25 protein-coding genes and 1 pseudogene are annotated in these 26067 nt (G+C 69.0%); 9 read left to right on the top strand and 17 right to left on the bottom strand.

Annotated elements, in window-relative coordinates; translation table 11 throughout:
- Window positions 1-152: 152 nt before the first annotated feature.
- Together gltB and G6N37_RS19235 are read left to right on the top strand one after the other, a co-directional pair.
- The gene (gltB, locus tag G6N37_RS19240) at window positions 153-4748 is read left to right on the top strand and encodes a glutamate synthase large subunit (protein WP_163682839.1); all 4596 of its coding nucleotides are present in this window, start codon (window positions 153-155) and stop codon (window positions 4746-4748) included.
- A complete protein-coding gene (locus G6N37_RS19235) occupies window positions 4741-6207 on the top strand; it encodes a glutamate synthase subunit beta (protein ID WP_083175852.1) in 1467 nt (488 codons plus the stop codon). The genes gltB and G6N37_RS19235 overlap by 8 nt, the downstream gene beginning before the upstream one ends.
- A gap of 352 nt (window positions 6208-6559) precedes the next feature.
- Here G6N37_RS19235 and G6N37_RS19230 read toward each other — a convergent pair whose 3' ends face one another.
- On the bottom strand, window positions 6560-7411 hold the full coding sequence (locus tag G6N37_RS19230) for an LLM class F420-dependent oxidoreductase (protein ID WP_163682837.1): 852 nt from the start codon (window positions 7409-7411) through the stop codon (window positions 6560-6562).
- 51 nt (window positions 7412-7462) lie between these two features.
- Between G6N37_RS19230 and G6N37_RS19225 the strand changes: the two genes are divergently transcribed.
- Both G6N37_RS19225 and G6N37_RS19220 read left to right on the top strand, forming a co-directional pair.
- The gene (locus G6N37_RS19225; protein WP_163682835.1) at window positions 7463-7894 is read left to right on the top strand and encodes a hypothetical protein; all 432 of its coding nucleotides are present in this window, start codon (window positions 7463-7465) and stop codon (window positions 7892-7894) included.
- A 75-nt stretch (window positions 7895-7969) separates the two neighbouring features.
- Window positions 7970-8971, top strand: coding sequence for a PHP domain-containing protein (locus G6N37_RS19220; protein ID WP_163682833.1), 1002 nt, complete (start codon window positions 7970-7972; stop codon window positions 8969-8971).
- Here the strand turns inward: G6N37_RS19220 and dinB are convergent.
- Together dinB and G6N37_RS19210 are read right to left on the bottom strand one after the other, a co-directional pair.
- Complete coding sequence (gene dinB, locus G6N37_RS19215) at window positions 8968-10173, bottom strand: DNA polymerase IV (protein WP_163682831.1); 1206 nt, start codon at window positions 10171-10173, stop codon at window positions 8968-8970. The genes G6N37_RS19220 and dinB overlap by 4 nt on opposite strands.
- A gap of 77 nt (window positions 10174-10250) precedes the next feature.
- The gene (locus G6N37_RS19210; RefSeq protein WP_163682826.1) at window positions 10251-10892 is read right to left on the bottom strand and encodes a TetR/AcrR family transcriptional regulator; all 642 of its coding nucleotides are present in this window, start codon (window positions 10890-10892) and stop codon (window positions 10251-10253) included.
- Window positions 10893-10968: 76 nt separating this feature from the next.
- Here G6N37_RS19210 and G6N37_RS19205 point away from each other — a divergent pair, with 76 nt between their 5' ends.
- On the top strand, window positions 10969-12438 hold the full coding sequence (locus tag G6N37_RS19205) for a flavin-containing monooxygenase (RefSeq protein WP_163682824.1): 1470 nt from the start codon (window positions 10969-10971) through the stop codon (window positions 12436-12438).
- Here G6N37_RS19205 and rraA read toward each other — a convergent pair.
- The 9 genes from rraA to G6N37_RS25885 all read right to left on the bottom strand — a co-directional run bounded on the left by rraA (window position 12435) and on the right by G6N37_RS25885 (window position 18027).
- Window positions 12435-12914 (bottom strand): ribonuclease E activity regulator RraA, encoded by a 480-nt coding sequence (rraA, locus tag G6N37_RS19200; RefSeq protein WP_163682822.1) that lies wholly within the window; start codon window positions 12912-12914, stop codon window positions 12435-12437. The genes G6N37_RS19205 and rraA overlap by 4 nt on opposite strands.
- Before the next feature lie 28 nt (window positions 12915-12942).
- Window positions 12943-13395, bottom strand: a complete 453-nt coding sequence (locus G6N37_RS26470) for an Rv3852 family protein (RefSeq protein ID WP_163682819.1) — start codon at window positions 13393-13395, stop codon at window positions 12943-12945.
- Between the two features lie 96 nt (window positions 13396-13491).
- A complete protein-coding gene (locus G6N37_RS19190; RefSeq protein ID WP_163682817.1) occupies window positions 13492-13992 on the bottom strand; it encodes a copper resistance CopC family protein in 501 nt (166 codons plus the stop codon).
- On the bottom strand, window positions 13989-14666 hold the full coding sequence (locus G6N37_RS19185; RefSeq protein ID WP_163685249.1) for a YcnI family protein: 678 nt from the start codon (window positions 14664-14666) through the stop codon (window positions 13989-13991). The genes G6N37_RS19190 and G6N37_RS19185 overlap by 4 nt, the downstream gene beginning before the upstream one ends.
- Before the next feature lie 18 nt (window positions 14667-14684).
- Window positions 14685-15341, bottom strand: coding sequence for a DUF6474 family protein (locus tag G6N37_RS19180; protein ID WP_163682815.1), 657 nt, complete (start codon window positions 15339-15341; stop codon window positions 14685-14687).
- 138 nt (window positions 15342-15479) lie between these two features.
- Window positions 15480-15878 (bottom strand): transcriptional regulator, encoded by a 399-nt coding sequence (locus G6N37_RS19175; protein ID WP_163682813.1) that lies wholly within the window; start codon window positions 15876-15878, stop codon window positions 15480-15482.
- A 481-nt stretch (window positions 15879-16359) separates the two neighbouring features.
- On the bottom strand, window positions 16360-16893 hold the full coding sequence (locus G6N37_RS19170) for a peptidase (protein ID WP_067925804.1): 534 nt from the start codon (window positions 16891-16893) through the stop codon (window positions 16360-16362).
- Between the two features lie 195 nt (window positions 16894-17088).
- On the bottom strand, window positions 17089-17712 hold the full coding sequence (locus tag G6N37_RS19165; protein WP_163682811.1) for a superoxide dismutase: 624 nt from the start codon (window positions 17710-17712) through the stop codon (window positions 17089-17091).
- Window positions 17713-17871: 159 nt separating this feature from the next.
- A complete protein-coding gene (locus G6N37_RS25885; protein ID WP_167527396.1) occupies window positions 17872-18027 on the bottom strand; it encodes a hypothetical protein in 156 nt (51 codons plus the stop codon).
- A 406-nt stretch (window positions 18028-18433) separates the two neighbouring features.
- Between G6N37_RS25885 and G6N37_RS19160 the strand changes: the two genes are divergently transcribed.
- Together G6N37_RS19160 and G6N37_RS19155 are read left to right on the top strand one after the other, a co-directional pair.
- Window positions 18434-19480: a DUF4328 domain-containing protein gene (locus G6N37_RS19160; protein ID WP_163682809.1), complete on the top strand. Its 1047-nt coding sequence runs from the start codon at window positions 18434-18436 to the stop codon at window positions 19478-19480.
- A complete protein-coding gene (locus G6N37_RS19155) occupies window positions 19477-20289 on the top strand; it encodes a glycerophosphodiester phosphodiesterase (protein WP_163682807.1) in 813 nt (270 codons plus the stop codon). Before G6N37_RS19160 ends, G6N37_RS19155 begins: the two co-directional genes overlap by 4 nt.
- On the opposite strand, the gene G6N37_RS19150 is transcribed toward G6N37_RS19155, so the two are convergent.
- Together G6N37_RS19150 and G6N37_RS19145 are read right to left on the bottom strand one after the other, a co-directional pair.
- On the bottom strand, window positions 20286-21491 hold the full coding sequence (locus G6N37_RS19150) for an LCP family protein (RefSeq protein WP_163682805.1): 1206 nt from the start codon (window positions 21489-21491) through the stop codon (window positions 20286-20288). The two genes, G6N37_RS19155 and G6N37_RS19150, sit on opposite strands and share 4 nt — an antisense overlap.
- Window positions 21492-21536: 45 nt before the next feature.
- Window positions 21537-22340 carry a DUF2470 domain-containing protein gene (locus G6N37_RS19145; protein WP_163682803.1) on the bottom strand — a complete coding sequence of 268 codons (804 nt, stop codon included), beginning with the start codon at window positions 22338-22340 and terminating at the stop codon, window positions 21537-21539.
- 90 nt (window positions 22341-22430) lie between these two features.
- Here G6N37_RS19145 and pheA point away from each other — a divergent pair, with 90 nt between their 5' ends.
- The gene (gene pheA / locus G6N37_RS19140; protein ID WP_163682800.1) at window positions 22431-23381 is read left to right on the top strand and encodes a prephenate dehydratase; all 951 of its coding nucleotides are present in this window, start codon (window positions 22431-22433) and stop codon (window positions 23379-23381) included.
- Entirely contained in the window at window positions 23378-24064 is a 687-nt protein-coding gene (locus tag G6N37_RS19135; RefSeq protein WP_163682798.1) for a histidine phosphatase family protein, read from the top strand. The genes pheA and G6N37_RS19135 overlap by 4 nt, the downstream gene beginning before the upstream one ends.
- Window positions 24065-24071: 7 nt before the next feature.
- Here the strand turns inward: G6N37_RS19135 and G6N37_RS19130 are convergent, their stop codons facing one another.
- The 3 genes and pseudogenes from G6N37_RS19130 to G6N37_RS19120 form a co-directional block, all read right to left on the bottom strand.
- Window positions 24072-24263: a hypothetical protein gene (locus G6N37_RS19130; protein ID WP_046183317.1), complete on the bottom strand. Its 192-nt coding sequence runs from the start codon at window positions 24261-24263 to the stop codon at window positions 24072-24074.
- Window positions 24260-24687: pseudogene (locus tag G6N37_RS19125) on the bottom strand (metallopeptidase family protein). Before G6N37_RS19125 ends, G6N37_RS19130 begins: the two are co-directional and overlap by 4 nt.
- Window positions 24688-24691: 4 nt before the next feature.
- Window positions 24692-26041 (bottom strand): septum formation family protein, encoded by a 1350-nt coding sequence (locus G6N37_RS19120; RefSeq protein WP_372514701.1) that lies wholly within the window; start codon window positions 26039-26041, stop codon window positions 24692-24694.
- Window positions 26042-26067 lie beyond the last annotated feature (26 nt).

The raw sequence follows: 26067 nt of genomic DNA, 5'->3' as shown, positions 1-26067 counted from the left end.
TGCACGGACGCATCCCTAACAGGATGGTCTCCGCCTGGGGGACAGCCTATCGAGACAAGACCAAGGGGTCTCAGCCCGCAACCTCCGGGTACGACCTCATCGAAGCAGCTGTTAACGCCGCTCGAAACGTTCAGGTGAAGGGTCAGGTGCATATGACGCCCAAGCGCGTCGGGTTATACAACCCCGCGTTCGAGCACGATTCGTGCGGGGTAGCCATGGTCGTCGATATGCACGGCCGTCGTAGCCGCGACATTGTGGACAAGGCAATCACCGCGCTGCTCAACCTCGAACACCGCGGTGCCCAGGGCGCCGAGCCGCGCAGCGGCGACGGCGCAGGCATCCTGATTCAGGTCCCGGACGAGTTCCTGCGTGCCGTCGTCGACTTCGAGCTGCCCCCGGCGGGCAGTTACGCCACCGGTATCGCCTTCCTGCCGCAGTCGTCCAAGGACGCGGCGGCCGCCTGCGACGCGGTGGAGAAGATCGCCGAAGCCGAGGGCCTGACGGTGCTGGGCTGGCGCAACGTGCCCATCGACGACTCCTCGCTGGGCGCGCTGTCCCGCGACGCGATGCCCACGTTCCGCCAGGTGTTCCTCGCCGGCGCGTCCGACATGAGGCTGGAGCGTCGGTGTTACCTGGTCCGTAAGCGCGCCGAACACGAACTCGGCACCAAGGGCCCGGGTCAGGACGGTCCCGGACGCGAAACCGTCTATTTCCCAAGCCTTTCCGGCCAGACCCTGGTCTACAAGGGCATGCTGACCACCCCGCAGCTGAAGGCGTTTTACCTTGACCTGCAGGACGATCGGTTGACCAGTGCGCTCGGCATCGTGCACTCCCGGTTCTCCACCAACACCTTCCCGTCCTGGCCGCTGGCCCACCCGTTCCGTCGGGTGGCCCACAACGGCGAGATCAACACCGTCACCGGCAACGAGAACTGGATGCGGGCCCGCGAGGCGTTGATCAAGACCGACATCTTCGGTTCGGAAGCCGACGTGGAAAAGCTGTTCCCGATCTGCACGCCGGGCGCCTCGGACACCGCGCGGTTCGACGAGGCGCTCGAACTGCTGCACCTGGGTGGCCGCAGCCTGGCCCACGCGGTGCTGATGATGATTCCCGAAGCGTGGGAACGCAACGACTCCATGGACCCGGCCCGGCGCGCGTTTTACCAGTACCACGCCTCGTTGATGGAGCCCTGGGACGGTCCGGCGTCGATCACCTTCACCGACGGCACCATCGTCGGCGCGGTGCTTGACCGAAATGGCCTGCGCCCGTCCAGGATCTGGGTCACCGACGACGGCCTGGTGGTGATGGCTTCCGAGGCGGGCGTTCTGGACCTGGACCCGGCCAAGGTGGTCCGCCGGATGCGGCTTCAGCCCGGCCGGATGTTCCTGGTGGACACCACCCAAGGGCGCATCGTCGCCGATGAGGAGATCAAGGCCGAGCTCGCGGCCGAGCACCCGTACCAGGAATGGCTCGACCGGAACCTGGTTCCGCTCGAGAAGCTACCGCAGGGCGACTACGTGCGGATGGCCCACGAGCGACTCGTCAAGCGGCAGTTGACATTCGGCTACACCTATGAGGAGCTCAACCTGTTGGTGTCGCCCATGGTGCGCACCGGCGCGGAGCCGATCGGTTCGATGGGCACCGACACCCCGGTCGCGGTGCTCTCGCAGCGGCCGCGGATGCTCTACGACTACTTCCAGCAGCTCTTCGCCCAGGTGACCAACCCGCCGCTGGACGCCATCCGGGAGGAGGTGGTGACCAGCCTGCAGGGCACCACCGGCGGCGAGTGCGACCTGCTGACGCCGACCGAGTACTCCTGTCACCAGATCGCGTTGCAGCAACCGATCCTGCGCAACCACGAGCTGGCCAAGCTGATCAACCTCAATCCCGAAGACGAGGTCGACGGGCGTCCGCACGGGATGCGGTCCAAGGTGATTCGCTGCCTGTACCCGGTCGCCGAGGGTGGCGCCGGCCTGGCCGCGGCACTCGACGACGTGCGCGCGCAGGCGTCGGCCGCGATCGAGGACGGCGCGCGCCTGATCATCCTGTCGGACCGCGAGTCCGACGAGCGGCTGGCCCCCATCCCGTCGCTGCTCGCGGTTGCCGGGGTGCACCACCACCTGGTCCGCGACCGGACGCGCACCCAGGTGGGTCTGGTCGCGGAGACCGGTGACGCCCGCGAGGTGCACCACATGGCGATGTTGATCGGGTGCGGCGCGGCGGCGATCAACCCCTACCTGGCGTTCGAGTCGATCGAGGACATGCTCGACCGCGGCGCGGTCGACGGCTTCGTCGATCGGCAAGACCGCGAGAAGGCGCTGAACAACTACGTCAAGGCCGCCGGCAAGGGCGTGCTCAAAGTGATGTCCAAGATGGGCATCTCGACGCTGGCGTCCTACACCGGCGCGCAGCTGTTCCAGGCGGTCGGAGTCTCCGAGGACGTGCTCGACGAGTACTTCACGGGGCTGAGCTGCCCGATCGGCGGGATCACCCTGGAAGACATCGCCGCCGACGTCGCCGCCCGGCACCGGCTGGCCTACCTGGACCGCCGGGACGAGCGCGCGCACCGCGAGCTCGAGGTGGGCGGTGAGTACCAGTGGCGCCGGGAGGGCGAGTACCACCTGTTCAACCCGGAGACCGTCTTCAAGCTGCAGCATTCCACCCGCACCGGCCAATACAAGATCTTCAAGGACTACACCCGCCTGGTCGACGACCAGAGTGAGCGGATGGCCTCACTGCGCGGCTTGCTGAAATTCCGCGGCGGTGTGCGTCCCCCGGTTCCGCTGGACGAAGTCGAGCCGGCCAGCGAGATCGTCAAGCGCTTCTCCACCGGGGCAATGAGTTACGGCTCGATCTCGGCCGAAGCGCACGAGACGCTCGCCATCGCGATGAACCGTCTCGGTGGGCGATCCAACAGTGGCGAAGGCGGCGAGGACGTCAAGCGTTTCGACCGCGACGCAGGCGGCGATTGGCGGCGAAGCGCGATCAAGCAGGTCGCGTCCGCGCGCTTCGGTGTCACGTCGCACTACCTGACCAACTGCACCGACATCCAGATCAAGATGGCGCAGGGCGCGAAACCCGGTGAGGGGGGCCAGCTTCCCGGACACAAGGTGTACCCGTGGGTCGCCGAGGTTCGGCACTCCACGCCCGGTGTCGGTCTGATCTCACCGCCGCCGCACCACGACATCTATTCGATCGAGGATCTCGCGCAGCTGATCCACGACCTGAAGAACGCCAACCCGTCGGCTCGGGTGCACGTCAAGCTGGTCTCCGAGAACGGGGTCGGTACGGTGGCGGCCGGTGTCTCCAAGGCCCACGCGGACGTGGTGTTGATCTCCGGCCATGACGGTGGCACGGGCGCAACGCCGCTGACATCGATGAAGCACGCCGGTGCGCCGTGGGAGTTGGGCCTGGCCGAGACGCAGCAGACCTTGCTGCTCAACGGCTTACGCGACCGGATCGTGGTCCAGGTGGACGGTCAGCTCAAGACGGGCCGCGACGTGATGATCGCCGCGCTGCTGGGCGCCGAGGAATTCGGCTTCGCCACCGCGCCGCTGGTGGTGGCCGGCTGCATCATGATGCGGGTGTGTCACCTGGACACCTGCCCGGTCGGTGTGGCCACCCAGAACCCGGTGCTGCGGGAGCGGTTCACCGGTAAGCCCGAGTTCATCGAGAACTTCTTCATGTTCATCGCCGAAGAGGTGCGGGAGTACATGGCGCAGTTGAGCTTCCGCACCCTCAACGAGGCCGTCGGCCAGGTGGGGGCGCTGGACACCACCCTGGCCCGCGCGCACTGGAAGGCGCACAAGCTGGATCTCACGCCGGTGCTGCACGAGCCGGAGTCGGCCTTCATGAACCAGGACCTGTACTGCAGCTCTCGGCAGGACCACGGCCTGGACAAGGCGCTCGATCAGCAATTGATCGTGATGAGCCGGGAGGCACTCGATTCCGGCAAACCGGTGCGGTTCTCCACCACGATCAGCAACGTCAACCGCACGGTGGGCACCATGCTCGGCCACGAGGTGACGAAAGCCTATGGCGGCCAGGGGCTTCCGGACGGGACCATCGATATCACCTTCGACGGCTCAGCGGGCAACAGCTTCGGCGCCTTCGTACCGAAGGGAATCACCTTGCGCGTCTACGGTGACGCCAACGACTACGTCGGCAAGGGCCTGTCCGGGGGCCGGATCGTGGTGCGGCCGTCGGACAACGCCCCGCAGGACTATGTGGCCGAGGACAACATCATCGGCGGCAACGTGATCCTGTTCGGCGCGACCAGCGGGGAGGCCTTCCTGCGCGGGGTGGTCGGCGAACGGTTCGCCGTCCGCAACTCCGGTGCCCACGCCGTGGTCGAGGGCGTCGGTGACCATGGATGCGAATACATGACGGGTGGTCGGGTGGTGATTCTCGGGCCGACGGGCCGCAACTTCGCGGCGGGAATGTCGGGCGGTGTGGCTTACGTGTACGACCCGAACGAGGAACTGCCGGACAACCTCAACATCGAGATGGTCGACATGGAGACCGTGGACTCCGACGACGCCGAGTTCCTGCACGGCATCATCCAGGCGCACGTCGACGCGACCGATTCCGCTGTCGGCCAGCGGATCCTGGCCGAGTGGCGCTCCCAGCAGCGCCACTTCGTCAAGGTGATGCCCCGCGACTACAAGAAGGTGCTGCAAGCGATCGCCGAAGCCGAGCGCGACGGCACCGACGTGGACAAGGCGATCATGGCGGCCGCGCATGGCTGATCCGAGCGGCTTCCTCAAGTACACCCACCGGGAACTGCCGAAGCGTCGGCCCGTCCCGCTGCGGTTGAAGGACTGGCACGAGGTCTACGAGGACTTCGACGAGGGCACCCTGCGTGAGCAGGCGACCCGTTGCATGGATTGCGGGATCCCGTTCTGCCACAACGGCTGTCCGTTGGGCAACCTGATCCCGGAATGGAACGACCTGGTGCGCAGGGGCCGTTGGCGCGACGCGATCGAACGGCTGCACGCCACCAACAACTTCCCGGACTTCACCGGCCGGCTGTGTCCGGCGCCGTGTGAACCGGCATGTGTGCTTGGCATCAACCAGGATCCGGTGACGATCAAGCAGATCGAGCTGGAGATCATCGACCACGCCTTCGATGAAGGTTTCGTCGTCCCGCTGCCCCCGGACAAGCTGACCGGAAAGAAGGTCGCGGTGGTGGGCTCGGGCCCGGCCGGTTTGGCCGCGGCCCAGCAACTGACCCGCGCCGGCCACACGGTTACCGTGTTCGAGCGGGCGGATCGCATCGGCGGGCTGCTGCGCTACGGCATTCCGGAATTCAAGATGGAAAAGCGCGTCCTCGACCGGCGTCTGGACCAGATGCGTGCCGAGGGAACCGAATTCCGCGCGGGGGTCAACGTCGGGGTGGACATCACCGCCGAACAGTTGCGCGCCGACTTCGACGCGGTGGTGCTGGCCGGTGGCGCCACCGCCGGGCGGGACCTGCCCATTCCGGGTCGTGACCTGGACGGGATCCACCAGGCGATGGAGTACTTGCCGTGGGGCAACCGGGTGCAGGAGGGTGACGACGTTCTGGGGCCCGACGGGCAACCCCCCATCACCGCCAAAGGCAAGAAGGTCGTCATCATCGGCGGCGGTGACACCGGGGCGGACTGCCTGGGTACCGCGCACCGGCAGGGTGCGACCATCGTGCACCAATTCGAGATCATGCCGCGCCCGCCGGACACGCGCGCCGAGTCGACCCCGTGGCCGACCTATCCGCTGATGTACCGGGTGTCGTCGGCCCACGAAGAGGGCGGCGAGCGGGTGTTCTCGGTGAACACCGAGCGGTTCATCGGCGAAGACGGCCGCGTGACGGCGCTCAAGGCGCACGAGGTCACCATGCAGGACGGCAAGTTCGTCAAGGTCGAGGGCTCGGACTTCGAGCTCGAGGCCGACCTGGTGTTACTGGCCATGGGATTCGTCGGCCCGGAACGGGAGGGCCTGCTCACCGACCTCGAGGTCAAACTCACCGACCGCGGCAACGTCGCGCGCGGGGGCGACTTCGACACGTCGGTTCCCGGTGTGTTCGTGGCCGGGGACATGGGTCGCGGCCAGTCGTTGATCGTCTGGGCGATAGCTGAAGGCAGGGCCGCCGCCGCCGCGGTGGACCGGTACCTGATGGGTGCGACCGCGCTTCCTGCGCCGGTCAAGCCGACTGCGGTACCACTTCAGTAATCACACCAGTCACACCAGAAACACGCCGAGATTTATTCGGCGAGCCTGCCCTAGTTTGCCAGGCTGTGGGTGTCTAATGGACCGCTGTGGGCTTCATGCCACAGAGGCCCCGGCAGAACAGACCGTCGCAGGAGTGGTCACTGTGCATATGAATCCATTACCTCGAACGCGGATGGGGCGTATGGCCTGGTCGTGGCTCCGTCACCCGGTAAAGAGCCGTGAGTTCCCCGCCAAGCACGAACGTCTGGTCACCGCCGAGGATCTGTTGCTGTTCGGGGTATGAGCGGTTGATGCGGCCGCGCACGGCGCCCGGGGGGTTTGCTCAAATCCGCTTCGGGTGAGCGGCCGGCGATCAGCCGTCCAGCAGCCCCGAATCGCGGATGGCCTCGGCCAGCGGTTCCAGGACGGCCGGGTCGTGCGGCGGGTTGATGTACACGATGCCCAGGTCCAGTCCTTCGGCGGCCAGCCCGGCCGCCTCCTCGATGGGCTGCCGGTAGTTGCGCTCCTGGTCCAGGCGCAGGTGGGCCGACAGCGTGATCTCCTTCGGGTCGCGCCCGATCTTCTCGCACTCCGCGGCCAGCACGTCGCGCTTGCGCGCGAACAGATCGGGCGGGCCGCCCGCGAAATTCCAGTGCTGCGCGTAGCGCGCCGTGATCGGCAGCGTTCGCTTCTCCCCGCTGCCGCCGATGCAGATCGGCGGGTGGGGGCGCTGCACGCCCTTGGGCTCGTTGCGGGCGCCCTTGAGCTGGTAGTACGTGCCGTCGAAGTCGGTGGTCTCCTCGCTGAGCAGGCTGATCAGCACCTGGCACGCCTCCTCGAACCGATCGAAGCGTTCCCGCAGGCTGCCGAGCTCGATCCCGTAGGCGCCCGACTCCTCCTCGTTCCAGCCGGCGCCGATGCCCAGCTCGAGTCGCCCGTTCGAGATGATGTCGAGCGCGGCGACCATGTTGGCCAGCACGGCGGGGTGGCGGTAGTGGATCCCGGTGACCAGGGTGCCCAGTCGCAACCGCTTCGTCGCCTGCGCCAGCGCGGTCAGCGTCGTCCAACCCTCCAGGCAGGGCCCGGTGCTGTCGGAGAAGATCGGGTAGAAGTGGTCGAAGGTCCATCCGGACTCGAAGACGTCGATATCGTCGGCGGCCTGCCACACGGCGAGCATCTCGGCCCAGGTGGTGTTCTGGGGTGAGGTCTTGAAAGCGAATCGCATGGAATCGACGTTAGTTGATCTTTATGAAGGGCAACTAAACTCAGCCGGGCGATGAGCTACTCCCTGGGACTCGACACCAAGGTCACCCTGCTGGCGGCCGGACTGATTTTTCTGCTGGCGCTGGTTCTCGGGGTGTGGAAGTACCGGCAGATCATGGCCGCCGCCGACCATCGCGCCCATCCCTACGTCGACATCGCGCACCGGGCGGCGTTGCTCTACTCGTTCGCGACGCTGCTGCTGGCGGTCTTCGTCGAGCTCAGCGCGTGGCCGGCGTGGGTCAATCTGGTTGCGGCCGGCGTGGTCGTCTTCTTCTTCGTCGGCGCCATCCTGAGCTACATCGGCCACGGGGCGCGCCGCGACACGGTCAACCAATTCGAGGATCCCGCGCCCGGCACCGGGCTGGTGATGGCGCTGCTCATCGCCGGCGAGATCGGGGGGTTCAGCGTCCTGCTCGCCGGTTTCGCCGTCGGCCAATTGATGTGATCGGGGAGGTTTGGCGGTGACCTGCTGCGCCCGGCTCCGCCGCGCTTGCAATCACCGCGTGGGCACACTGGAGTCATGGATCCCGTAGAGGCCTTGCGGCAGATCGCCTACTACAAGGACCGGAGCCGCCACGATCCCCGGCGGGTGATGGCGTATCGCAACGCGGCCGACATCATCGAGGGCCTCGACGACGCGGCGCGGGAGCGGCACGGCCAGGCCAACAGCTGGCAGTCGTTGCCCGGCATCGGGCCCAAGACCGCCAAGGTGATCGGCCAGGCCTGGTCCGGTCGCGAACCCGACCTGCTGGTCGAATTGCGTTCGACGGCAGAGGATCTCGGCGGCGGCGACATCCGTGCGGCGTTGCGCGGGGACCTGCATCTGCATTCGAACTGGTCCGACGGGTCGGCGCCGATCGACGAGATGATGGCGGCCGCGTCTGCGCTGGGGCATGAGTACTGCGCGCTGACCGATCACTCGCCGCGGCTGACGATCGCCAACGGGCTGTCGCCGGAACGGTTGCGCGCCCAGCTCGACGTCATCGACAGGCTGCGTGACCAGTTCGCCCCGATGCGCATCCTCACCGGGATCGAGGTGGACATCCTCGAGGACGGCGACCTCGACCAGGAGCCCGAGCTGCTCGAGCGCCTCGACGTCGTCGTGGCCAGCGTCCATTCGAAGCTGTCGATGGATGCCGCGGCGATGACGCGACGCATGGTGCGGGCCGTGTCCAATCCCCACGCCGACGTCCTGGGCCACTGCACCGGACGGCTGGTCTCCGGAAACCGGGGGATCCGGCCGGAGTCGAGGTTCGACGCCGAAGCGGTGTTCACCGCCTGCCGCGAGCACGGCACGGCCGTGGAGATCAACTCGCGTCCCGAACGCCGGGACCCGCCGACCCGCCTGCTCAAGCTGGCGCTGGACATCGGCTGCGTGTTCAGCATCGACACCGACGCGCACGCGCCCGGCCAGCTCGACTTCCTCGGCTATGGCGCGCAGCGGGCCCTGGACATGGGCGTGCCCGTCGAACGGATCGTCAACACCTGGCCGGCCGACAAGCTGCTGGCGTGGACGGGCTAGTCGGGTAGGTGCGGCATCTCCAGTCCCGGGTCGCGGCCCACGAGCACCGCGGGCGTCAGCGCGGACTTGCCGTAGCGATCGCGCACCCGGTCGATCGCCGCATCGATCGCGAGCCGGTTCTCGTCGTCGCCGAAGGGCAGCGTCAGCTGCTGGGCGCCGCCGCGGTCGATCCCGGACACCGCGAAGCCGACCAGCGTCAGGCCACGCTGCGCGATCACGGGCGCGGCCGCCGCGACCAGCTGGCGGGCCGCGGCAAGGATCGGTTGCGTCGAGGCCGTCGCCAGCGGCAGGGTGCGCGACCGCGTCGCCCGGCCGAAGTCGTCGAACCGCAGGCGCAGCGTGACCGTGCGGCCGGTGCGCCCGGCGGCGCGCATCCGGCCGGTGATGCGGTCGATCAGGTTGACCACCACCGCGTCGACCTCGGCCGCTGACATGGTGTTGCCGGACCGGCCGAGCGCCCGTTGCGCTCCGACGGACCGGCGACGGACGCCGGTGGTCACCCGGCGGCGGTCGATGTTGCGGGACAGCGCAAAGAGCTGGCGGCCCATGGCGCCGCCCAGCAGCGAGGCCAGCGTCGATTCGCTCAGCTCGGCGACGTCGGCGACGGTCGCCAGGCCGTGGGCGTGGAGTTTCTCGGCGGTTTTGGCGCCCACGCCCCAGAGCCGCCGGACCGGCAACGGGTGCAGAAACGCCAGCTCCTGGTCGGGCGGCACCAGCAGCAGCCCGTCCGGCTTGGCTTCCTGGCTGGCGACCTTGGCGAGGAACTTCGTCCGCGCGATGCCCACGGTGATGGGCAGCCCGACCCGCTCGCGCACGTCGGCACGCAGCCGCGCGGCGATCTGGACCGGCGTCCCGGAGACCCGGCGCAGCCCGCCGACGTCGAGGAAGGCCTCGTCCACCGAGAGCGGCTCAACGATCGGTGTGCAGTCGCGAAACACCTCGAACACGGCGTCACTGGCGCGGCTGTAGGCCCGCATCCGCGGCGGCACCACCACGGCGTGCGGGCAGAGCCGCCGCGCCTGGCCGCCGCCCATCGCGGTGCGCACACCGTAGGCCTTCGCCTCGTAGCTTGCGGCGAGCACCACGCCACCCCCGACGATCACCGGGCGCCCGCGCAATGTCGGATCGTCGCGCTGTTCGACGGACGCGTAGAAGGAATCCAGGTCCGCGTGCAGGATGGACGCATCGCACCGCACGAACATATGTTCGCACGCGCCTGTGACGGCATCCGATGGTGGCGACCCGCTTCGCCCGGCTACGCCGCGCTTGCGATCGCCACTTAGCCCGATTCGCCGTAGATGCTGGTCACCCAGATGTGGGTGAGGGTGTCGACCACCCGCTCCTCGTCGACCGCCGGCGTCTCGGCGGACAGGGCGGCCATCATCGTGCGCTCGTTCATCTGGTTCAGCGAGGTTGCCAGGTCCGCGGCCGGAATCGTCTCCGGCGCGGCGCCGCGAGCGCGTTCGGCCGTGATCATGGCCGCCGTCTGGTCGATCCACTTCTGCATGAAGCCCAACCACATGACGCGCAATTCGGAGCTCGTCGCCAGCGCTTCTGTCGCAGCGCGGGCCAGCCGGCGGTGTGAACTGAACGCCGTGAAGAACGCCTTGATGCCGTTTCGCCACACCCGGCGCGGGTCTTCGGGCAACCGCTGCACCGCGCCGTCGAACTCGGAGTCGGCGCGCGCGATCACCGGTTCCAGCAGCGAGAGCAGCACCGCGTCCTTGGACTTGAAATAGAAGTAGAACGTCGGGCGCGACAGTCCGGCACCCTTGGCCAGGTCGTCGACGGAGATGTCGGCGAACGAGCGCTGCTCCAGCAGCCGTTCGGCGGTCGCCAGGATCGCCTGCTCACGGTCGTCACCCGAGGGGCGGATGGCGCGGCGGCCACGCAGGGCACGGGTCTGACCGGCGGTAGTCACGCCCGCTACTTTACACAGTGTCGAAACTTTCGACACAGCGTTGACTGCGTCGACAGGGCGTTGATAACGTGGCCGCATGACTGAGCACCTTGACGTGATCATCGTGGGCGCCGGCATCTCGGGCATCAGCGCGGCATGGCACCTGCAGGAGCGCTGCCCGACCAAGAGCTACGCGATCCTCGAACGCCGCGATGACCTGGGCGGCACCTGGGACCTGTTCAAATACCCGGGTATCCGGTCGGACTCCGACATGTTCACCCTGGGGTTCCGGTTCAAGCCCTGGCACTCGGCGAAATCGATCGCCGACGGCGCCGACATCAAGGCCTACATCAACGACGCCGCGGTCGAGAACAAGATCGACCGGCACACCCGCTACCGCCAGCGCGTCGTGGCCGCCGATTGGTCCGACGCCGACAACCGCTGGACCCTCACCGTGGAGTCCGATGGGCAACAGCGCGAGCTCACCTGCTCCTTCCTGTTCGCCTGCACCGGCTACTACAACTACGACGAGGGATATTCGCCCACCTTCCCCGGCGCCGAGGACTTCGAAGGCCAGATCATCCACCCTCAGCACTGGCCGGAAGACCTCGACTACACGGGCAAGAAGATCATCGTCATCGGGTCCGGCGCCACCGCGATCACACTGATCCCCGCCCTGGTGAACTCGGGCTCCGGTCATGTCACGATGCTGCAGCGCTCACCGACCTACATCGGCTCGCTGCCCGGGGTCGACCCGTTCGCCGTACAGGCCAACCGGCTGCTGCCGGCCCGCCTGGCGCACATCGCGAACCGCTGGAAAGCCATCGCGTTCAGCACGTTCCAGTACCAGTTGTCGCGGAAGCGCCCGGCCTACATGCGCAAGACGTTGATGACGATGGCCAAGCGCCGCCTGCCGCAGGGCTACGACGTCGAGAAGCACTTCGGGCCGCGGTACAACGTGTGGGATCAGCGGCTGTGCCTGGCCCCCGACGGCGACTTCTTCCGCACCATCCGGCACGGCAAGGCCGACGTCGTCACCGACACCATCGACCGGTTCACCAAGAACGGAATCAGGCTCACCTCGGGTGAGGAGCTACAGGCCGACATCATCATCACCGCAACGGGATTGAACATGCAGTTGCTGGGCGGGGTGCGGCCCACCCGCAACGGTGACCCGATCGAGCTGACGTCGTTGATGACCTACAAGGGCCTGATGTTCTCCGGGGTGCCCAACTTCGCGATCACCTTCGGCTACACGAACGCCTCGTGGACGCTGAAGGCCGACCTGGTCTCCGAGTTCGTCTGCCGGTTGCTGAATTACATGGACGACAAGGGTTTTGACTTCGTCGAGCCGGAGCATCCCGGCGATGACGTCGACGAGCTGCCGTTCATGGACTTCAGCCCCGGGTACTTCCAGCGGGCGATGGACATGCTGCCCAAGTCGGGGTCGCGCGCGCCGTGGCGGCTCAAGCAGAACTACTTCTTCGACATGCGCACGATCCGCCGCGGCAAGGTCGCCGACGAGGGTCTGCGATTCGCGAAAAAGCGTGCGCCGGTTGCGGTTTAGGGCTTGACGACGACGATGCCGTCGTCATCGCTGTAGGCGATCTCACCGGGCAAGAACGTCACCCCGCCCAGCGTGACCTCCACGTCGCGCTCGCCGGCGCCCGTCTTGCTGCTCTTGCGCGGGTTGGTGCCCAGCGCCTTGATGCCGATGTCGAGGCCACGCAGCGCGGCAGCGTCGCGCACCGCCCCGTTGACGACCAGCCCGGCCCATCCGTTCGCGCGGGCCAGCTCGGCGATCACGTCGCCCACCAGTGCCGAGTGCAGGGAGCCGCCGCCGTCGATGACCAGCACCCCGCCCGCACCCGGCTCGGAGAGCACCGATTTCAGCAGCGCGTTGTCCTCGAAGCAGCGCACCGTGCTGATGGGCCCGGCGAACTGCTGGCGGCCACCGAATTGGCGGAATTGGACGTCACAGCTGCGGACGTCGGGGCCGATGTCGTCGACGAGGTCGGCGGTGGGCTTGAAGAGCACGGTCACGTCTGACACGGTAGCGGCCGGGTCGCGGTCAGCGGCGCCGCAGCTGCCGGATCAACAGGATCGCCAGCAGGCTGACGGCCAGCGCGACGATCAACGGCAACCGGGACTGGGTGAGGACCGCAGCCGGAGCGTCAGCAGGCAGCGGGTTATTGGCGGCGTCTACAGTGGACTTCGCTTGTGCGGCTACATCTTTGGCGGCCGCCGCGAGGTCGCCGTTGCTTTCGATCCGCCGCTGCACCTCGACCGGCGGCTCGGCGGCCTTTGCCGGGGTCTCGGCGGCTTTGGCGGGCGCCTTCTTCGCGGGCGCTTTCTTCGCGGGCGCCTTTTTGGCGGGTGCTTTCTTGGCGGGTGCTTTCGCGGCCTTCTTGACCGCCTTGGCCGGGGGCTTCTTTTCCGGCGGGGCGGGCGGCGCCGCCGGCTCCGGCGGCGGGGTAGCTGCGTTCTCGGGTTCGCTGTTGGGTGGATCCTGCGGGTCTGCCATGCGGCCGCTCCTTGAGCTTTCTTCAGTAGTTTTCTAGCCCACGCGGGTTCTTCGAACCCATCATGCCAGCACGAGTGTGGGCGCCTCGGGCGCCGGTCACGGTCTGCGCCGCACCGCCCACAGGGCGCCCCCGGCGACGAGCAGCCCCGCCACCACGACGAACGGCCACACCGGGACCTCACCGCCGGCGGGGGCGCGCCCCGCCGGCGGGCCCGGCGTCCCCGTGCCCGGCACCGTCAACCGAAACGACCACGAGCCGGAGACCACGTGACCGTCGGCGGACGTCACCCGGTAGTTCACCGTGTAGGTCCCGGCGGGCCCCAGCGGCCGCAGGTCGATGCCGACCATCGCACCCCGCACCGTGGGGTCGCCGGCCGACCACGTGTTGCCGTCAGGCCCGACGACCGTCATGGCCGCGAACGTGCTCTGCAGCTGTTCGTTGAAGGTGGCGCTCACCCGCGCGGGACCGGTCGCGAGCTCCGCGTTGTCGGCCGGATCGGTGGCTATCCGCGCGGCGTGCGCCGACGCCGCGGGCGCGGTCAGCGTAGCGATCACCAGCAGGGCGGCGACGCATGCGGCGATCGCCAACCGCCTCATGTCCGTCGGCGGATCAGCGCGAGGCAGATACCCAGTGCGGCGACGACCAATGCCGCGCCCCCCAGCAGTCGGGCGGTGTCATCCGACGACTTGGGCTGTGGCGTGGTCGCCTGCTGGGCCGGCGCGGTGGAGGGCGGATGGTGGTCGTGCGCGGCCGCCGGTCCCGCGGCCAGCGTCAGCGTGGGCGCCGGATACTCGGGCTCGCCACCGCCCGGCTGCGGGGCCTGGTCCCACTTCACCACCACGCCGTCGGAGTAGGTCTGCGTGGCCGGAAAGCTCACCGTCTCGGCGTCGGGCAGCTTCACCGATATCCGGAACAGCGCGAACTGATCAGCCCCGATGCCGCCGCCCGGCGCTGCCGTCCACGTCACCGAGTGCACGGCGCCAGACGCCGCGTCGCGGTCGAGCTTGGCCGTCCACCCCGGCATGCTTTCGGCGCGCGCCGAGGCCACGTCGGGCAGGGCGACGCTGAGCGCGGTGGTCGCCGCGCCGGTGTTCGATTCGTTGGGGACCTGAAAGGTGACGAGCGCGGTGGCGCCCCGCACCGCGTCGTCGCTGGTGGCGTGGACGTGCGCCCACGCCGCCGGGAGGTGCGCCGCCGAGCCGAGATAGAGCGCGACGGCGGCGGCCACCGCGATCGGCAGGCGCGTCGTCCGCCGCGCGCGCAGCGACATGCCGGACCCCATCCGCGGTCAGCTCAACCCGAGCCGGGCCATCAGGTCCGCCTCGATGCCGTCGAGCTGCGCCGCGATCGCGGCGTGGGCCGCCCGGCGCCGCGCGGCCGGCATGTTCTCCGCGGCCGTGACGGCCGCCGACAGATCGGCGAGCCGCTCGGTGATGGCCGACACGAACTGCTTGGTCTCGGCGTCCTTTGGCTTCTTGTCTTGCACGGCTCGCAGGGACTTCTCCGCGCCGGCGATCCGCGCCGACAGCTGCGCGCCGTGGCCGGAGAACTGCCCGATCTGGGCCAACGGGATCCCGAGTCGGTCCGCGCGGCGCTGATCGATCAGCGCGCGCGCCGAGACGGCGGCACGGTAGATCAGCGGAGTGAGGATCGGCGCGAGCAGCCGGGACACGGTCAGCGTCCGGCGGATGCGCGTCGGGGAGAGAATCTTCCCCTCGCGCGCTGCTTTGAGTTCGGCCTCGGCGACCTTCAACGCCGTCCGGTCGCTGTCCCGTTGGGCTTTGATCTGCGCCCGGAGTGCCTTGGCCTCCGCCCGCTGGGCCGCCTGGTATCGGCGGGTCTCGTTCTTGGCGGCGAGCTTGGCCTCCAGCTTCGCGCGGGCCTTGATCGCACGGGCTTCGGCGCGACGCGTCGCGCGACTCTTTCGCTTGCGGAACAGGCCCATTCCCGGCCGCCTCCCCGGTCTGTTGTGGACTATCGCTTTCGCGCGTGCGCGATCCCGTGAGCCAACCCTAATCGGCGTGGGCGGGCGGAAGCCCTCCAGGTCGGGGCGGCCGGGGATGGGCGTCTGCAGTCGGTACGGCTACGCGTCCAGGTGCTCCGCGCGGCGCAGCTCGTTGACCCGCTGCATGACCTCGTGCTGGGCCTCGGGGGACAACTCGGATGCGCGCAGGGCGATACGGCGCACTCCGTCGTCGCGCATCGTGGCCAGGAACGACAACTCCCTATCGAGCTTCTCGTAGTACTCGTCGTCGGTGAAGTAGGCCGGCTTGATGCGGAAGAAGTTGGCCAATGCGGCCATGGTCGCCGACGACGGGTTGGTGCGGTTCCCCGACCGCAACTGCGACAGGTAGGGAGCCGACATCGTGACGCCCTCCGCCTTGAGCGCCGCGATCACTTCCGCGGAGGTGTGCGGCCCCCGTCCCGGCGGATACACCGTGTCGAACAGGCGGTTCAGGCGAGCAGCGAACGTCGTGCTCATTGGATATGACCTCCACTGGGCTGTAGAAGTGAACTATTACCTAGGTGTATTTGCTGATCATGGTAGCGAGGGTTTGTGTCCCTAACCAGGTGCAAACCCCCACGGATATGCGTCGGACGTAGCTGGAACGTGCCGATGCCACACTTGACGAGCGTCTAACTGATTCGCTGAGGTGTCCACTAAATCCGCGAAACTCACAGGTTATACGCAGAATTAGCGATCGGGCCCACGGTGGCGGGCCAGCGGTGCCGGTCTCGGCGAAGTGTAGGATGGCGGCGTGCTGGGCGGTCGCACCGCAACCGGGCAGCAATTTATGTTTGCTTAACGCCTTATTTGCTGTCAGACGCGTGGAGCGTCCGGAATGGCTGCGCGCGGAACGCGCCGGGAATCACGAATCGGAGCTCGTGGGCGACCGGGGCGCCCGCGGCGTGCCCTGGCCGTCCCAGTCGGCGGCCGATGGCTGCGTCCGGGGCGCCGCAGCCTATGCCGCGAGCAGCATCGCCAAAATCGCGGTATCGGGATGGCTGATGGGATCGACGCCGACTCGGCTCACCATGGACGTGATCGTGCCGTCGGCCTCGGCTTCCACCCAGGCCGCCCGATGCTCGAGTCCCAGATATGGCAAGCCGGGAAGCAGTACGCAGCCAGACGCCGCGCCGCTGCATTCGGGCAGGGAAGGCGTGGTCTCCGAAGGCGGATGCAGCATCAGCAGCGCGGGCGGTTGATGATCGGCGAAATAGCCTGGCTGGATTGCCGATTCACCGAAGACGGTGCCCTCGGCGAGCACCAGGCCGACGGTGCCGGGCTCGGGCGCGTCGGGCAACTCCTCCCGGGCCCCGAACACCGTTGTGGTGGAGAGCAATCCGGGCAACGACGCGACCCGCACAGCCACCATGAGCAGCTGGGCCCACTCCTTGGTCGAATCGGGCCAACGGCCGGAGATCACAAACCCTTTCAGGGCACCACGAGCATGGAAAGGGGAAACCCCTATCGGGCGGTCAGACCCAGTTTCCATTTCGACCTCCGCGCGACGCCTCCGTCCGATTAACCACACTGGTAGCTCGAATGACTAAGCATGCCTGCGGGTTAGGCGCCGTGCAACCCGACACGGCTAGTGGCGCACATGTTCTCGGAATGCCCGATTCGTGGCCGGACAAACGCCAGGGGCGCCGCGCATGGCGCGCGACGCCCCGTGCCGATCGAGGTGGACTCAGCCGAAGATCAGCCCGCTGGTTTTCGACGTGGCGGCCGCGTACCGCTTCTGCACGTCGGCCCAGTTGACGACGTTCCAGAAGGCCTTGACGTAGTCCGCCTTGACGTTCTTGTACTGCAGGTAGAAGGCGTGCTCCCACATGTCGACCTGCAGCAGGGGAATGATGCCGAGCGGAACGTTGGCCTGCTGGTCATACAACTGGAAGGTGAGCAGTCTGTCGCCGAGCGTGTCATAACCCAGGACCGCCCAGCCCGAACCCTGAAGGCCATTGGCGGCCGCGCTGAACTGGGCACGGAATTTGTCGAACGACCCGAAGGCGTCGTCGATCGCCGCGGCGAGCTCGCCGGTCGGCTTGTCGCCGCCGTCCGGCGACAGGTTCTTCCACCAGATCGAGTGGTTGACGTGGCCGCCGAGGTGGAAGGCCAGGTTCTTTTCGTTCAGGAAGATCGCGGCGTGGTCGTCGTTGGCGCGTGCCTCTTCGAGTTTGGCAACGGCGTCGTTCACGCCTTTGACGTACGTGGCGTGGTGCTTGGTGTGATGGATCTCGTTGATCTGACCCGAGATGTGAGGTTCCAACGCTGCGTAGTCCCAGTCCAAATCGGGCAGGGTGTATTCAGCCACGGCGTTCCTTTCTTCGATTGTCTTCTTACGCTCCGCGGGCCCGCCAACGCGGCGGCCAGCCGTAGACAACCCTGCTCCATGACCGGACGGACCGCAAGAACGGCCGCTATGAGCTCCGAACGGGGGTACCCGTTCGGAGCCGAATCAAGACCAGGCGAATCAGGACAAAACGATGAGGGCGAGAATCGCCAGCAGCGCGAGCGCGATGAGCCCGGCGCGCAATGCGGCGATGCTGTAGCTGTGATTCCACGCGGGCGAGCCGGAGTACGACTTCGAGGGGGCCGGTGAACCCGGACCGAACGAATGCGTGGCCATCAATCGCCTTTCACCCGCCCCTCACCCCGCGGTAGTGAGGTGAGTCACAAACAATTTTTCGCGAACGCGATCATAGCGCTTCAAACCGGGGTTGGAAAACGGTGCACTGACGTGCGGGTTGGGGGAGGTCGGGCCCGGAAGTTTGTGACCGGAGGTCATCCATTCGCTCAACGACCTTCCGGGCTGTCGATGGCACGCCGAGAAGCCTGCGGTGTTATCCACATGTCGAACCACGGCCACCCCGGTAACGCTGTAGTAACGCTTCCCTTACCCGCGATCCGCATGTGGATAAACCTGTGGAAACTGTGGATAGTCACGACGGCCCGGTAGATAGCCGACGGCCCCGGGCTCGAGCCACCGTCGCCGCGTCCCGCGGCGCGCATGATCGCGCGGTTAGGCTAGTCCGGTGATCCAGGTGTGCTCCCAATGCGGCACTCGGTGGAACGTGCGCGAGCGGCAACGCGAGTGGTGTCCCCGTTGTCGGGGAGCCCTGATGGCCCCCCTGCCGGACGCGCCGGCGCCCGATCCACGGTGGGGCGCGCAAACCGCCGCGCCGGCGAGCCGACCCTCCGGGGCCCGGGGATGGCAGCGCACTCCGCCGCGCCTACCGCCGGGCTTTCGCTGGATAGCGGTGCGTCCCGGCGCCGCGCCGGCCACCCGGCGCGGACGGCGTCCCCTCGGCCCCACTCCGCGTTATGCCGTGATGCCGCGCTGGGGCCTGGCCGACCGCGTCGAGCAAACGCCGGCGGCGGCCGAAGCGGCCGCGCGCCCGGGGCCGGCCGTGCCGATGATCCGCACCACGCTGTTTGTCAGCGTGCTCGTCCTCGGCATCGCGGCTCTGGTCTATGTCGTGCGATACGTGCTGCTGATCATCAACCGGAACACCCTGCTGAACTCGTGGGTGGCCGCAGGGGCGGACTGGCTCGGCATCCTGGCCAGCGTGGCCGCGATCGCGGCGGTGCTCACCTCCGGGGTGATGCTGATCCGTTGGCTCATCGCTCGCCGCGCCGCCGTGTTCGCGCATCACGGGCTGCCCGAGCCGCGGTCCACCCGAACCTTGTGGGCGGGGTGCGTGGTGCCGCTGGCCAATCTGTTGTGGGCGCCGGTCTACGTCATCGAGCTGGCGATCGTGGAGGACCATTACTCGCGGATACGCCGACCGATCGTCCAGTGGTGGGTCGCGTGGGTGGCCAGCTACCTGGTCTCCGTCTTCGCCATGGCCACCAGCTTCGCCAGCGACGCGCAGGGCATCGCCAACAACACGATCACCATGGTTTTTGCATACCTGCTCGCGGCGCTGACGGTCGCCGCGGCCGCCCGGGTTTTCGAGGGTTTCGAGCGGAAACCGGTCGAACGGCCCGCGCACCGCTGGGTTGTGGTCTCCGACGACCCGGCGCCCCCCTCGCGCCCGGTTGAGCTGGAGGGGCAGGAAGCGGCAGCATTAGGCGTATGACGTGGGCCGAGGAGGTGCTCGCCGGGCACCCCTTTGTGGTAGCCCACCGCGGCGCGTCGGCCGCCCGGCCCGAACACACGCTGGCCGCCTACGACCTCGCCCTCAAGGAGGGCGCCGACGGCGTGGAATGCGACGTGCGCCTGACCCGCGACGGCCACCTGGTGTGCGTGCACGACCGCCGTCTGGACCGGACGTCGACCGGGGCCGGACTGGTCAGCACGATGACCCTCGCTGAGCTGCGCGAGCTCGAGTACGGAGCGTGGCACGACAGCTGGCGCGAAGACGGCACCCACGGTGACACCAGCCTGCTGACGCTGGACGCCCTGGTTTCGCTCGTCCTCGACTGGCGCCGGCCGGTGAAGCTCTTCATCGAAACCAAGCACCCGGTGCGGTACGGCTCGCTGGTGGAAACCAAGCTGCTCGCGCTCCTGCACCGGTTCGGCATCGCCGCCCCAGCCTCCGCCGACCGGTCCCGCGCGGTGGTGATGTCGTTTTCGGCGGCCGCGGTCTGGCGGATCCGGCGGGCCGCTCCGCTGCTGCCGACCGTGCTGCTCGGCAGGACCGCGCGCTACTTGACCAGCGGTGCGGCCACGGCCGTCGGCGCCACCGCCGTCGGGCCTTCGCTCGCGACGCTCAAGGAATATCCCCAGCTGGCGGATCGCGCGATCGCCCAGGGCCGGGCCGTGTACTGCTGGAACGTCGACGAGTACGAAGACCTCGACTTCTGCCGCGACGTCGGAGTGGCCTGGCTTGCCACGCACCACCCCGGCCGCACGAAGGCCTACTTGCAAAACGGCCGGGTCGGTTAGTCCGGCGGGCCGGTGGGCACCGGCGCATCGTTGGCCAGCGCCTCGAACAGCCGGCCGGCCTCGTCGTGGTTCCACACCACCACCGATCCGGCGTCGCCGCTGGTGAACTCCCCGATGGGGACCGTCAGTGTGGTGGGGGAGCCGCGCAGCCCCCAGCCCAGGCGGCCCAGGTCCCAGACGTGGTCGCCGCGGTCGACGGTCAGGGCGTCGGCGACCGCGCGCGGCACCGCGTACCAGCGCGACGGGTTCAGCCACACCGCCGGGCTGGCGGCGGCGTGCAGCAGTGCCGCGACGAACTGCCGCTGGTTGACCATCCGGTCCAGATCCGCCCGGGGGGTGTCGCGCGTCCTGACGTACCCGAGGGCGTTGCGGCCGTTGAGCTTCTGGCAGCCGGCCGGCAGGTCGATGCCGGCCAGGGGGTCGTTGAGCGGGGTCGTCGGGCACACCGTCACCCCGCCCAGCGCGTCGACCACGCCGGCGAAGCCGCCGAATCCGATTTCCGCGTAGTGGTTGAGTCGCAGCCCGGTGGCCTGCTCCACCGTCTGGGCCAGCAAGGAGGCCCCGCCCATCGCGAAGGCGGCGTTGATCTTGTCCTTGCCGTGGCCGGGGATCGGGACGTAGGAGTCGCGCGGGATCGACACCATCGTCACCCGCCCGCCGGACCACAGCGCGGGCAGGTGGACCAGCAGGATGGTGTCCGTACGGCTGCTGCCGATGTCACCGCCGGTGGCCAGGTCCTGCTGCTGCTCGGGGGTGAGCCCCTGGCGGCTGTCGGAGCCGACGAGCAGCCAGTTCGTGCCCCGGCCGGGTCCGGGGCGTCCGGGGTAGTCGGTCAGGATGTCGTCGCGGTGCAGCCTGCTGTCGAACCAAACCGCCCCGCACACTGCGGCGATGCCGACGAGCAGCGCGCCGATCACCACCGCGGAGGTGACCGCCCGGAGCCAGCGGCGCCACCCGCGTCGGCGGCGCGCGCCGGGCGGGGCGGGCCGCGGTGGGGGGCCGGGTGATCGGCGGGTGTGCGGCGCCGGCGGGATGGGGCGCGGCGGGTCGGCGGCGCGGGGCGGCGACGGGGGTGGCGGTGGCGTGGCCCGCCGCAGCGGTGTGGTCTGCTCGGCCGGTGTCGGCGGTCGAGCCCCGCGGCGGATCACCGGTGACGGCTCGGTACGCGGTTCGGGCCGGTGCGGTGGTTGATCGCCGTTCACCCGGTTAACGTACGCGGCGGCGGCGGCCCGACACGACGGGTTCGGCTACCGACGGGCGCGCAGGCCGTTGATGAACGGGCAACCCATCAGCACCCGGATGGCCTGGCTCAACCCGGTCATGTCGTCCACCGGCTTGTGGAAGGGCAAGCGGACGTCGTGGTCGCGGTCGGTGCCTTCGACACGGAACCGCACGCCGTAGCGGTCGAGTCCGAGCGGGCGTACCTGGCCGCGCCGCAACGGTGCCGGCAGCCGGGACACCAGCCGCGCCACCACATCGCTGTGGGCGGTGTCCAAATGCCACAGCAAGTTCGACTCGATCTCGCAGAACGGGTCGGGCCGGGCCGCCAGGAGATCCTCGACGCTGACGGGTTCGGCGCCGGTGGCGTCGGTGACGACGATGGACGCGATCTCCAGCCGGATCAGCGTGTACCGGGGCTCGTCGCCGTCCGGCGGGGCGCAGCGCGGCGTGTCGACCTGAAGCAGCGCGGGGTGGGGCCAGTCGGCGGCGATCAGGTCGACGGTCTCGGCGACCTCGTCCGAGCGGAATTCCTGCAGGCGCCCGCGCACCCAGACCAGCGAGCGCACCGGCTCCCGCAGGGGGAGCGGCGCGTAGTCGGTCAACTCCAGCAGCGCCTGCGCTCCGGCGACGCCGCGGTCCGGGCGGCCGTCGCGCCCACGCGGAAGCGCCAGCGCGAACGACCCGTCGGGCAGCAGGTGATGTACGGGCGTCACGACCGGATCCTGGCGTGTGTGCACGGATTCCAGGGCCAGGAGCGCGCCACCGGCGCGCACACACGCGCTGCGGATACGTTCGGCCGTCGTCGGGGCGGGGCACGTCAGCGGTAACACCGTTCTCCTTCGGTTAGGTAAGCCTAAGTTAACTTAGATGACGGGGCGCCGCAAGAGCCGTTTGGCGGCGGTCGCCGCTAGGGTTGGGGCGTGATCCGCATCGCTTATCTCGGTCCGGAGGGGACCTTCACCGAGGCGGCGCTGTTGCAGATCATGGCCGCCGGCCTGATACCCGACCAGGGCGCGGGCGAGGTTCGGCGAGTGCCCTTCGACAGCACCGCCGCGGCGCTGGACACCGTCCGCGAGGGCGCCGCCGAATACGCCTGTGTCCCCATCGAGAACTCGATCGACGGGTCCGTGACGCCCACGCTGGACAGCCTGGCGATCGGTTCGCCCCTGCAGGTGTTCGCCGAGACCACCCTGGACGTCGCGTTCACGATCGTGGTCAAACCCGGTCGCGCCGCCGCCGACGTGCGCACGCTGGCCGCCTTCTCCGTGGCGGCGGCGCAGGTGCGGCATTGGGTCGCCACCCACCTGCCCGACGCCGAGCTGCGGCCCGCGTACTCCAACGCCGACGCGGCGAGGCAGGTGGCCGAAGGGCAGGCCGACGCCGCGGTGACGTCGCCGCTGGCCGCCACGCATCGGGGACTGGCCGCGCTGGCCGACGGGGTGGTCGACGAGCCCAATGCCCGCACGCGCTTCCTCTTGGTCGGCCTGCCCGGGCCGCCGCCGGCCCGCACCGGGGCCGACCGGACGTCGGTGGTGCTGCGCATCGACAACGCGCCCGGCGCGCTGTTGGGCGCGCTGACCGAATTCGGGATCCGCGGCATCGACCTGACCCGGATCGAATCCCGCCCGACCCGGACGGCGCTGGGTACCTACGTGTTCTTCGCCGACTGTGTGGGCCACATCGACGACGACGCCGTCGCCGAGGCACTCAAAGCGCTGCACCGGCGTTGTGCAGACGTGCGATACCTGGGATCTTGGCCGACCGGCTCCCCCGCCGGGGTGCTGCCGCCACCCGCCGACGAGGCGGCCCGCTGGCTGGCGCGGCTGCGCGACGGCAAACCGGAGACCACGGCCCGGGAGGTCGAGGTATGACGGGCCGGTTGGTGCTCCTGCGACACGGCCAGTCCTATGGCAACGTCGAGCGCAGGCTGGACACCCGCCCACCCGGCGCTGAACTGACGCCGCGGGGCCGCGACCAGGCCCGCGCCTTCGCCCGCGGTGCGGGACGGCCCTCGCTGCTGGCCCACTCGGTGGCGATCCGGGCGTCGCAGACGGCCGGGGTCATCGGCGGCGAGCTGCGGATGTCCGCCATCGAGGTGGCCGGCGTTCACGAGGTTCAGGTCGGCGGGCTGGAAAACCGCAACGACGACGACGCGGTCGCCGAGTTCAACGAGATCTACCGGCGATGGCATCACGGTGACCTCGACGTCCCGCTGCCCGGCGGGGAAACCGGCAACGACGTGCTGGACCGCTACGTGCCGGTGCTCACCGACCTGCGGCTGCGCTACCTCGACGACCACGACTGGACCGGCGACATCGTCGTAGTCAGCCATGGCGCCGCCATCCGCCTGGCCGCCGCCGTGCTGGCCGGTGTGGACGCCGGCTTTGCGCTGGACAATCACCTCGACAACGCCGAATCCGTGGTGCTGGCGCCGATCACCGACGGACGGTGGAGCTGCGTGCGGTGGGGAACCCTGACGCCCCCGTTCTATCCCGAGACCGAGGCAACCCCGGTCGCGGACGCGGTGCACTCGAGCACCGACCCGATGGGTTGACGGCCGGTCAGACGGCCAGCGCGACCGACTCCGAGCATCCGCAGCCGACCGCGTCGCAGTCGACGACGAAGGCGTGTGGCAACAGCTCGGGGCTGAAGCAATCCGGCTCGGTGCATTCCGAGCGGCGCAGTGAATGGCGAATGATGGTGCCGTGACAGTGATCTAGGCCTGCCCGGCAGTCGCGGCAGTCAGCGCTCATAACGCGTTCATAGCACCCGCCACGGAGAAATCCGGGATGCCGCGCCCACGAAACCGGCGCGGCTGTCGGGTTGTCAGGCCCAGCCCAGTTCTTCCAGCCGGGCGTCGTCGATGCCGAAGTGGTGGGCGATCTCGTGGATCACCGTGATCGCCACTTCCTCCACGACCTCTTCGTCGGATTCGCAGACGTCCAGCAGCGCCTCGCGGTAGATGGTGATCGCGTCGGGCAGGGATCCGGCGTAGTCGGAGTCCCGCTCGGTCAGGGCGACCCCTTCGTACAGCCCGAGCAGCTCCCCGTCCTCGGGGTGGCGGTCCTGCACCAGAACGACGACGTTGTCCATCGCCGCTGCCAGCTCGGGCGGGATCAGGTCGAGCGCGTCGGAAACCAGTTCGTCGAACCGCTGCGGATCCATCCGCGCGGGCACTCGGTTATCCCCCGGGTTGCGCGGCGGGCGGTGCCTCCGGCGCCGGGTTGGCCGGCGGCGGCGCTCCACCGTCCGCGGGGGGCGGGGGCTGCGGCGGCGCCCCGGCGTCCGCGGGGGGCGGCGCCTGCGGGGCCGGAGAGTCGGAGGCCGGCGCCTGGGGTGGCGTGACCACCGGCTGCTGCCCCGGAAGGTGCTGATTGTTCGGCGGGATCTCCGGGGCCGAAGCGGCCTGGCTCGACGGCGCCTGGGCCGGTACCTGGAGCGGTATCGGCGGCAGCGTGAGCCGCTCTTCGGGGATGTCGGGCGGCGGCACCGGTGGCTGGCCGTTGATCAGCAGCTGGCCCTTGGCGCTGTTGACCAGGGTGGCCCAGCCGCCGTTGCCCAGCGTCGCGCCGATGCTGCAGGCGACCTCGCGGCTGCCGGCCGTCCAGCTGGCCAGCGGCACGGTCGGGTAGATCAGCGTCAGCGTGGTGGTGCGCAGCTTGACCGGCGCCAGGTAGGCGTCCGTCATCTTGGTGCACTGATCCTTGATGAAGCCGTCCTGGTCGGGCTCCGCCGGCAGCGCGCCGGGGAACTTCTCGGCCAGGTTCACCGTGCCGGTCACCTCCATTGCGTGCGGCGCCGCGCATTCGACCGGGGCGTCGATCGGCTGGTTGGTGGTCGAGTCGATGCCCAAGCAGGTGCCCGCCGGCCAGACCTTGGACTGGTCGACGTCGGCGACCTTGCCCTTGAAGGCCTGCTGCTGGTTGTTGGTGCCGGGCAGCTGCAGACCGCACAGCATGCGGCGCTCGCCCGACTGGCGCCAGGCCCGGTCCCCCGGCCACAGCAGGCTGACGGTGAACTTGCTGTTGGGATCGAACTTGGGGCCCAGGTAATTCCGCACGGCGGACTCGCACTGCTCCTGGGTGATCTGCTGGATGCGAGCGGGCGACGGGGGCGCGGCGTTGGGGCCGTACTCGGAGCCCGGGAACGTCCGCATGTCGACGGATTCGGCGACTTCGAACTTGTGGGCGTCGACGCAGTTGACGATCCTCGCCGACTCGGGGGTGGCGTCCGGCCACATCAGGCAGTCGCCGCTGGCGGCCTTGTTGAACGCGGCGTCGCCCCTGCTTCCGGTGGTAGGGACCGGGTTGCCGTTGAGATAGCCGGACAACCGCCCCGGCCCGGTGCCGCCGACCGGCAGCGCGGTGACGAGCCCGGCGATCAGCAGGCCGCCGAGCGCGGTCAGCAGCAGGGCGCGCCGGGTGGCCTGCGCATGCAGACTGCGCGGCCACCGGAAGCCGGCGTGCGGCTGTTCCGGCGCGGCGGTGCGGGCGTCAGCCTCCGGGGCTTCCGTCTCGGGCGCTTGCGACATCGGGTCCATTCTGACAGGAGCGCCTG

This window comes from Mycobacterium seoulense, assembly GCF_010731595.1.
GTDB classification, from domain to species: domain Bacteria; phylum Actinomycetota; class Actinomycetes; order Mycobacteriales; family Mycobacteriaceae; genus Mycobacterium; species Mycobacterium seoulense.
This window is presented reverse-complemented; position numbering and strand designations above follow the sequence as displayed.

Bases quoted from the DNA above. Each gene is read 5' to 3' on its own strand.
- G6N37_RS19235 (WP_083175852.1), top strand. From the start codon at position 4,741: ATGGCTGATCCGAGCGGCTTCCTCAAGTACACCCACCGGGAACTGCCG.
- G6N37_RS26470 (WP_163682819.1), bottom strand. From the start codon at position 13,395: ATGGCAGACCCGCAGGATCCACCCAACAGCGAACCCGAGAACGCAGCT.
- G6N37_RS19185 (WP_163685249.1), bottom strand. From the start codon at position 14,666: ATGTCGCTGCGCGCGCGGCGGACGACGCGCCTGCCGATCGCGGTGGCC.
- G6N37_RS19205 (WP_163682824.1), top strand. From the start codon at position 10,969: ATGACTGAGCACCTTGACGTGATCATCGTGGGCGCCGGCATCTCGGGC.
- dinB (WP_163682831.1), bottom strand. From the start codon at position 10,173: ATGTTCGTGCGGTGCGATGCGTCCATCCTGCACGCGGACCTGGATTCC.
- G6N37_RS19120 (WP_372514701.1), bottom strand. From the start codon at position 26,041: ATGTCGCAAGCGCCCGAGACGGAAGCCCCGGAGGCTGACGCCCGCACC.
- G6N37_RS19220 (WP_163682833.1), top strand. From the start codon at position 7,970: ATGGATCCCGTAGAGGCCTTGCGGCAGATCGCCTACTACAAGGACCGG.
- G6N37_RS19230 (WP_163682837.1), bottom strand. From the start codon at position 7,411: ATGCGATTCGCTTTCAAGACCTCACCCCAGAACACCACCTGGGCCGAG.
- G6N37_RS19225 (WP_163682835.1), top strand. From the start codon at position 7,463: ATGAGCTACTCCCTGGGACTCGACACCAAGGTCACCCTGCTGGCGGCC.
- G6N37_RS19155 (WP_163682807.1), top strand. From the start codon at position 19,477: ATGACGTGGGCCGAGGAGGTGCTCGCCGGGCACCCCTTTGTGGTAGCC.
- G6N37_RS19170 (WP_067925804.1), bottom strand. From the start codon at position 16,893: ATGGAAACTGGGTCTGACCGCCCGATAGGGGTTTCCCCTTTCCATGCT.
- G6N37_RS19135 (WP_163682798.1), top strand. From the start codon at position 23,378: ATGACGGGCCGGTTGGTGCTCCTGCGACACGGCCAGTCCTATGGCAAC.
- G6N37_RS19175 (WP_163682813.1), bottom strand. From the start codon at position 15,878: ATGAGCACGACGTTCGCTGCTCGCCTGAACCGCCTGTTCGACACGGTG.
- G6N37_RS19180 (WP_163682815.1), bottom strand. From the start codon at position 15,341: ATGGGCCTGTTCCGCAAGCGAAAGAGTCGCGCGACGCGTCGCGCCGAA.
- gltB (WP_163682839.1), top strand. From the start codon at position 153: ATGACGCCCAAGCGCGTCGGGTTATACAACCCCGCGTTCGAGCACGAT.
- G6N37_RS25885 (WP_167527396.1), bottom strand. From the start codon at position 18,027: ATGGCCACGCATTCGTTCGGTCCGGGTTCACCGGCCCCCTCGAAGTCG.
- G6N37_RS19190 (WP_163682817.1), bottom strand. From the start codon at position 13,992: ATGAGGCGGTTGGCGATCGCCGCATGCGTCGCCGCCCTGCTGGTGATC.
- G6N37_RS19130 (WP_046183317.1), bottom strand. From the start codon at position 24,263: ATGAGCGCTGACTGCCGCGACTGCCGGGCAGGCCTAGATCACTGTCAC.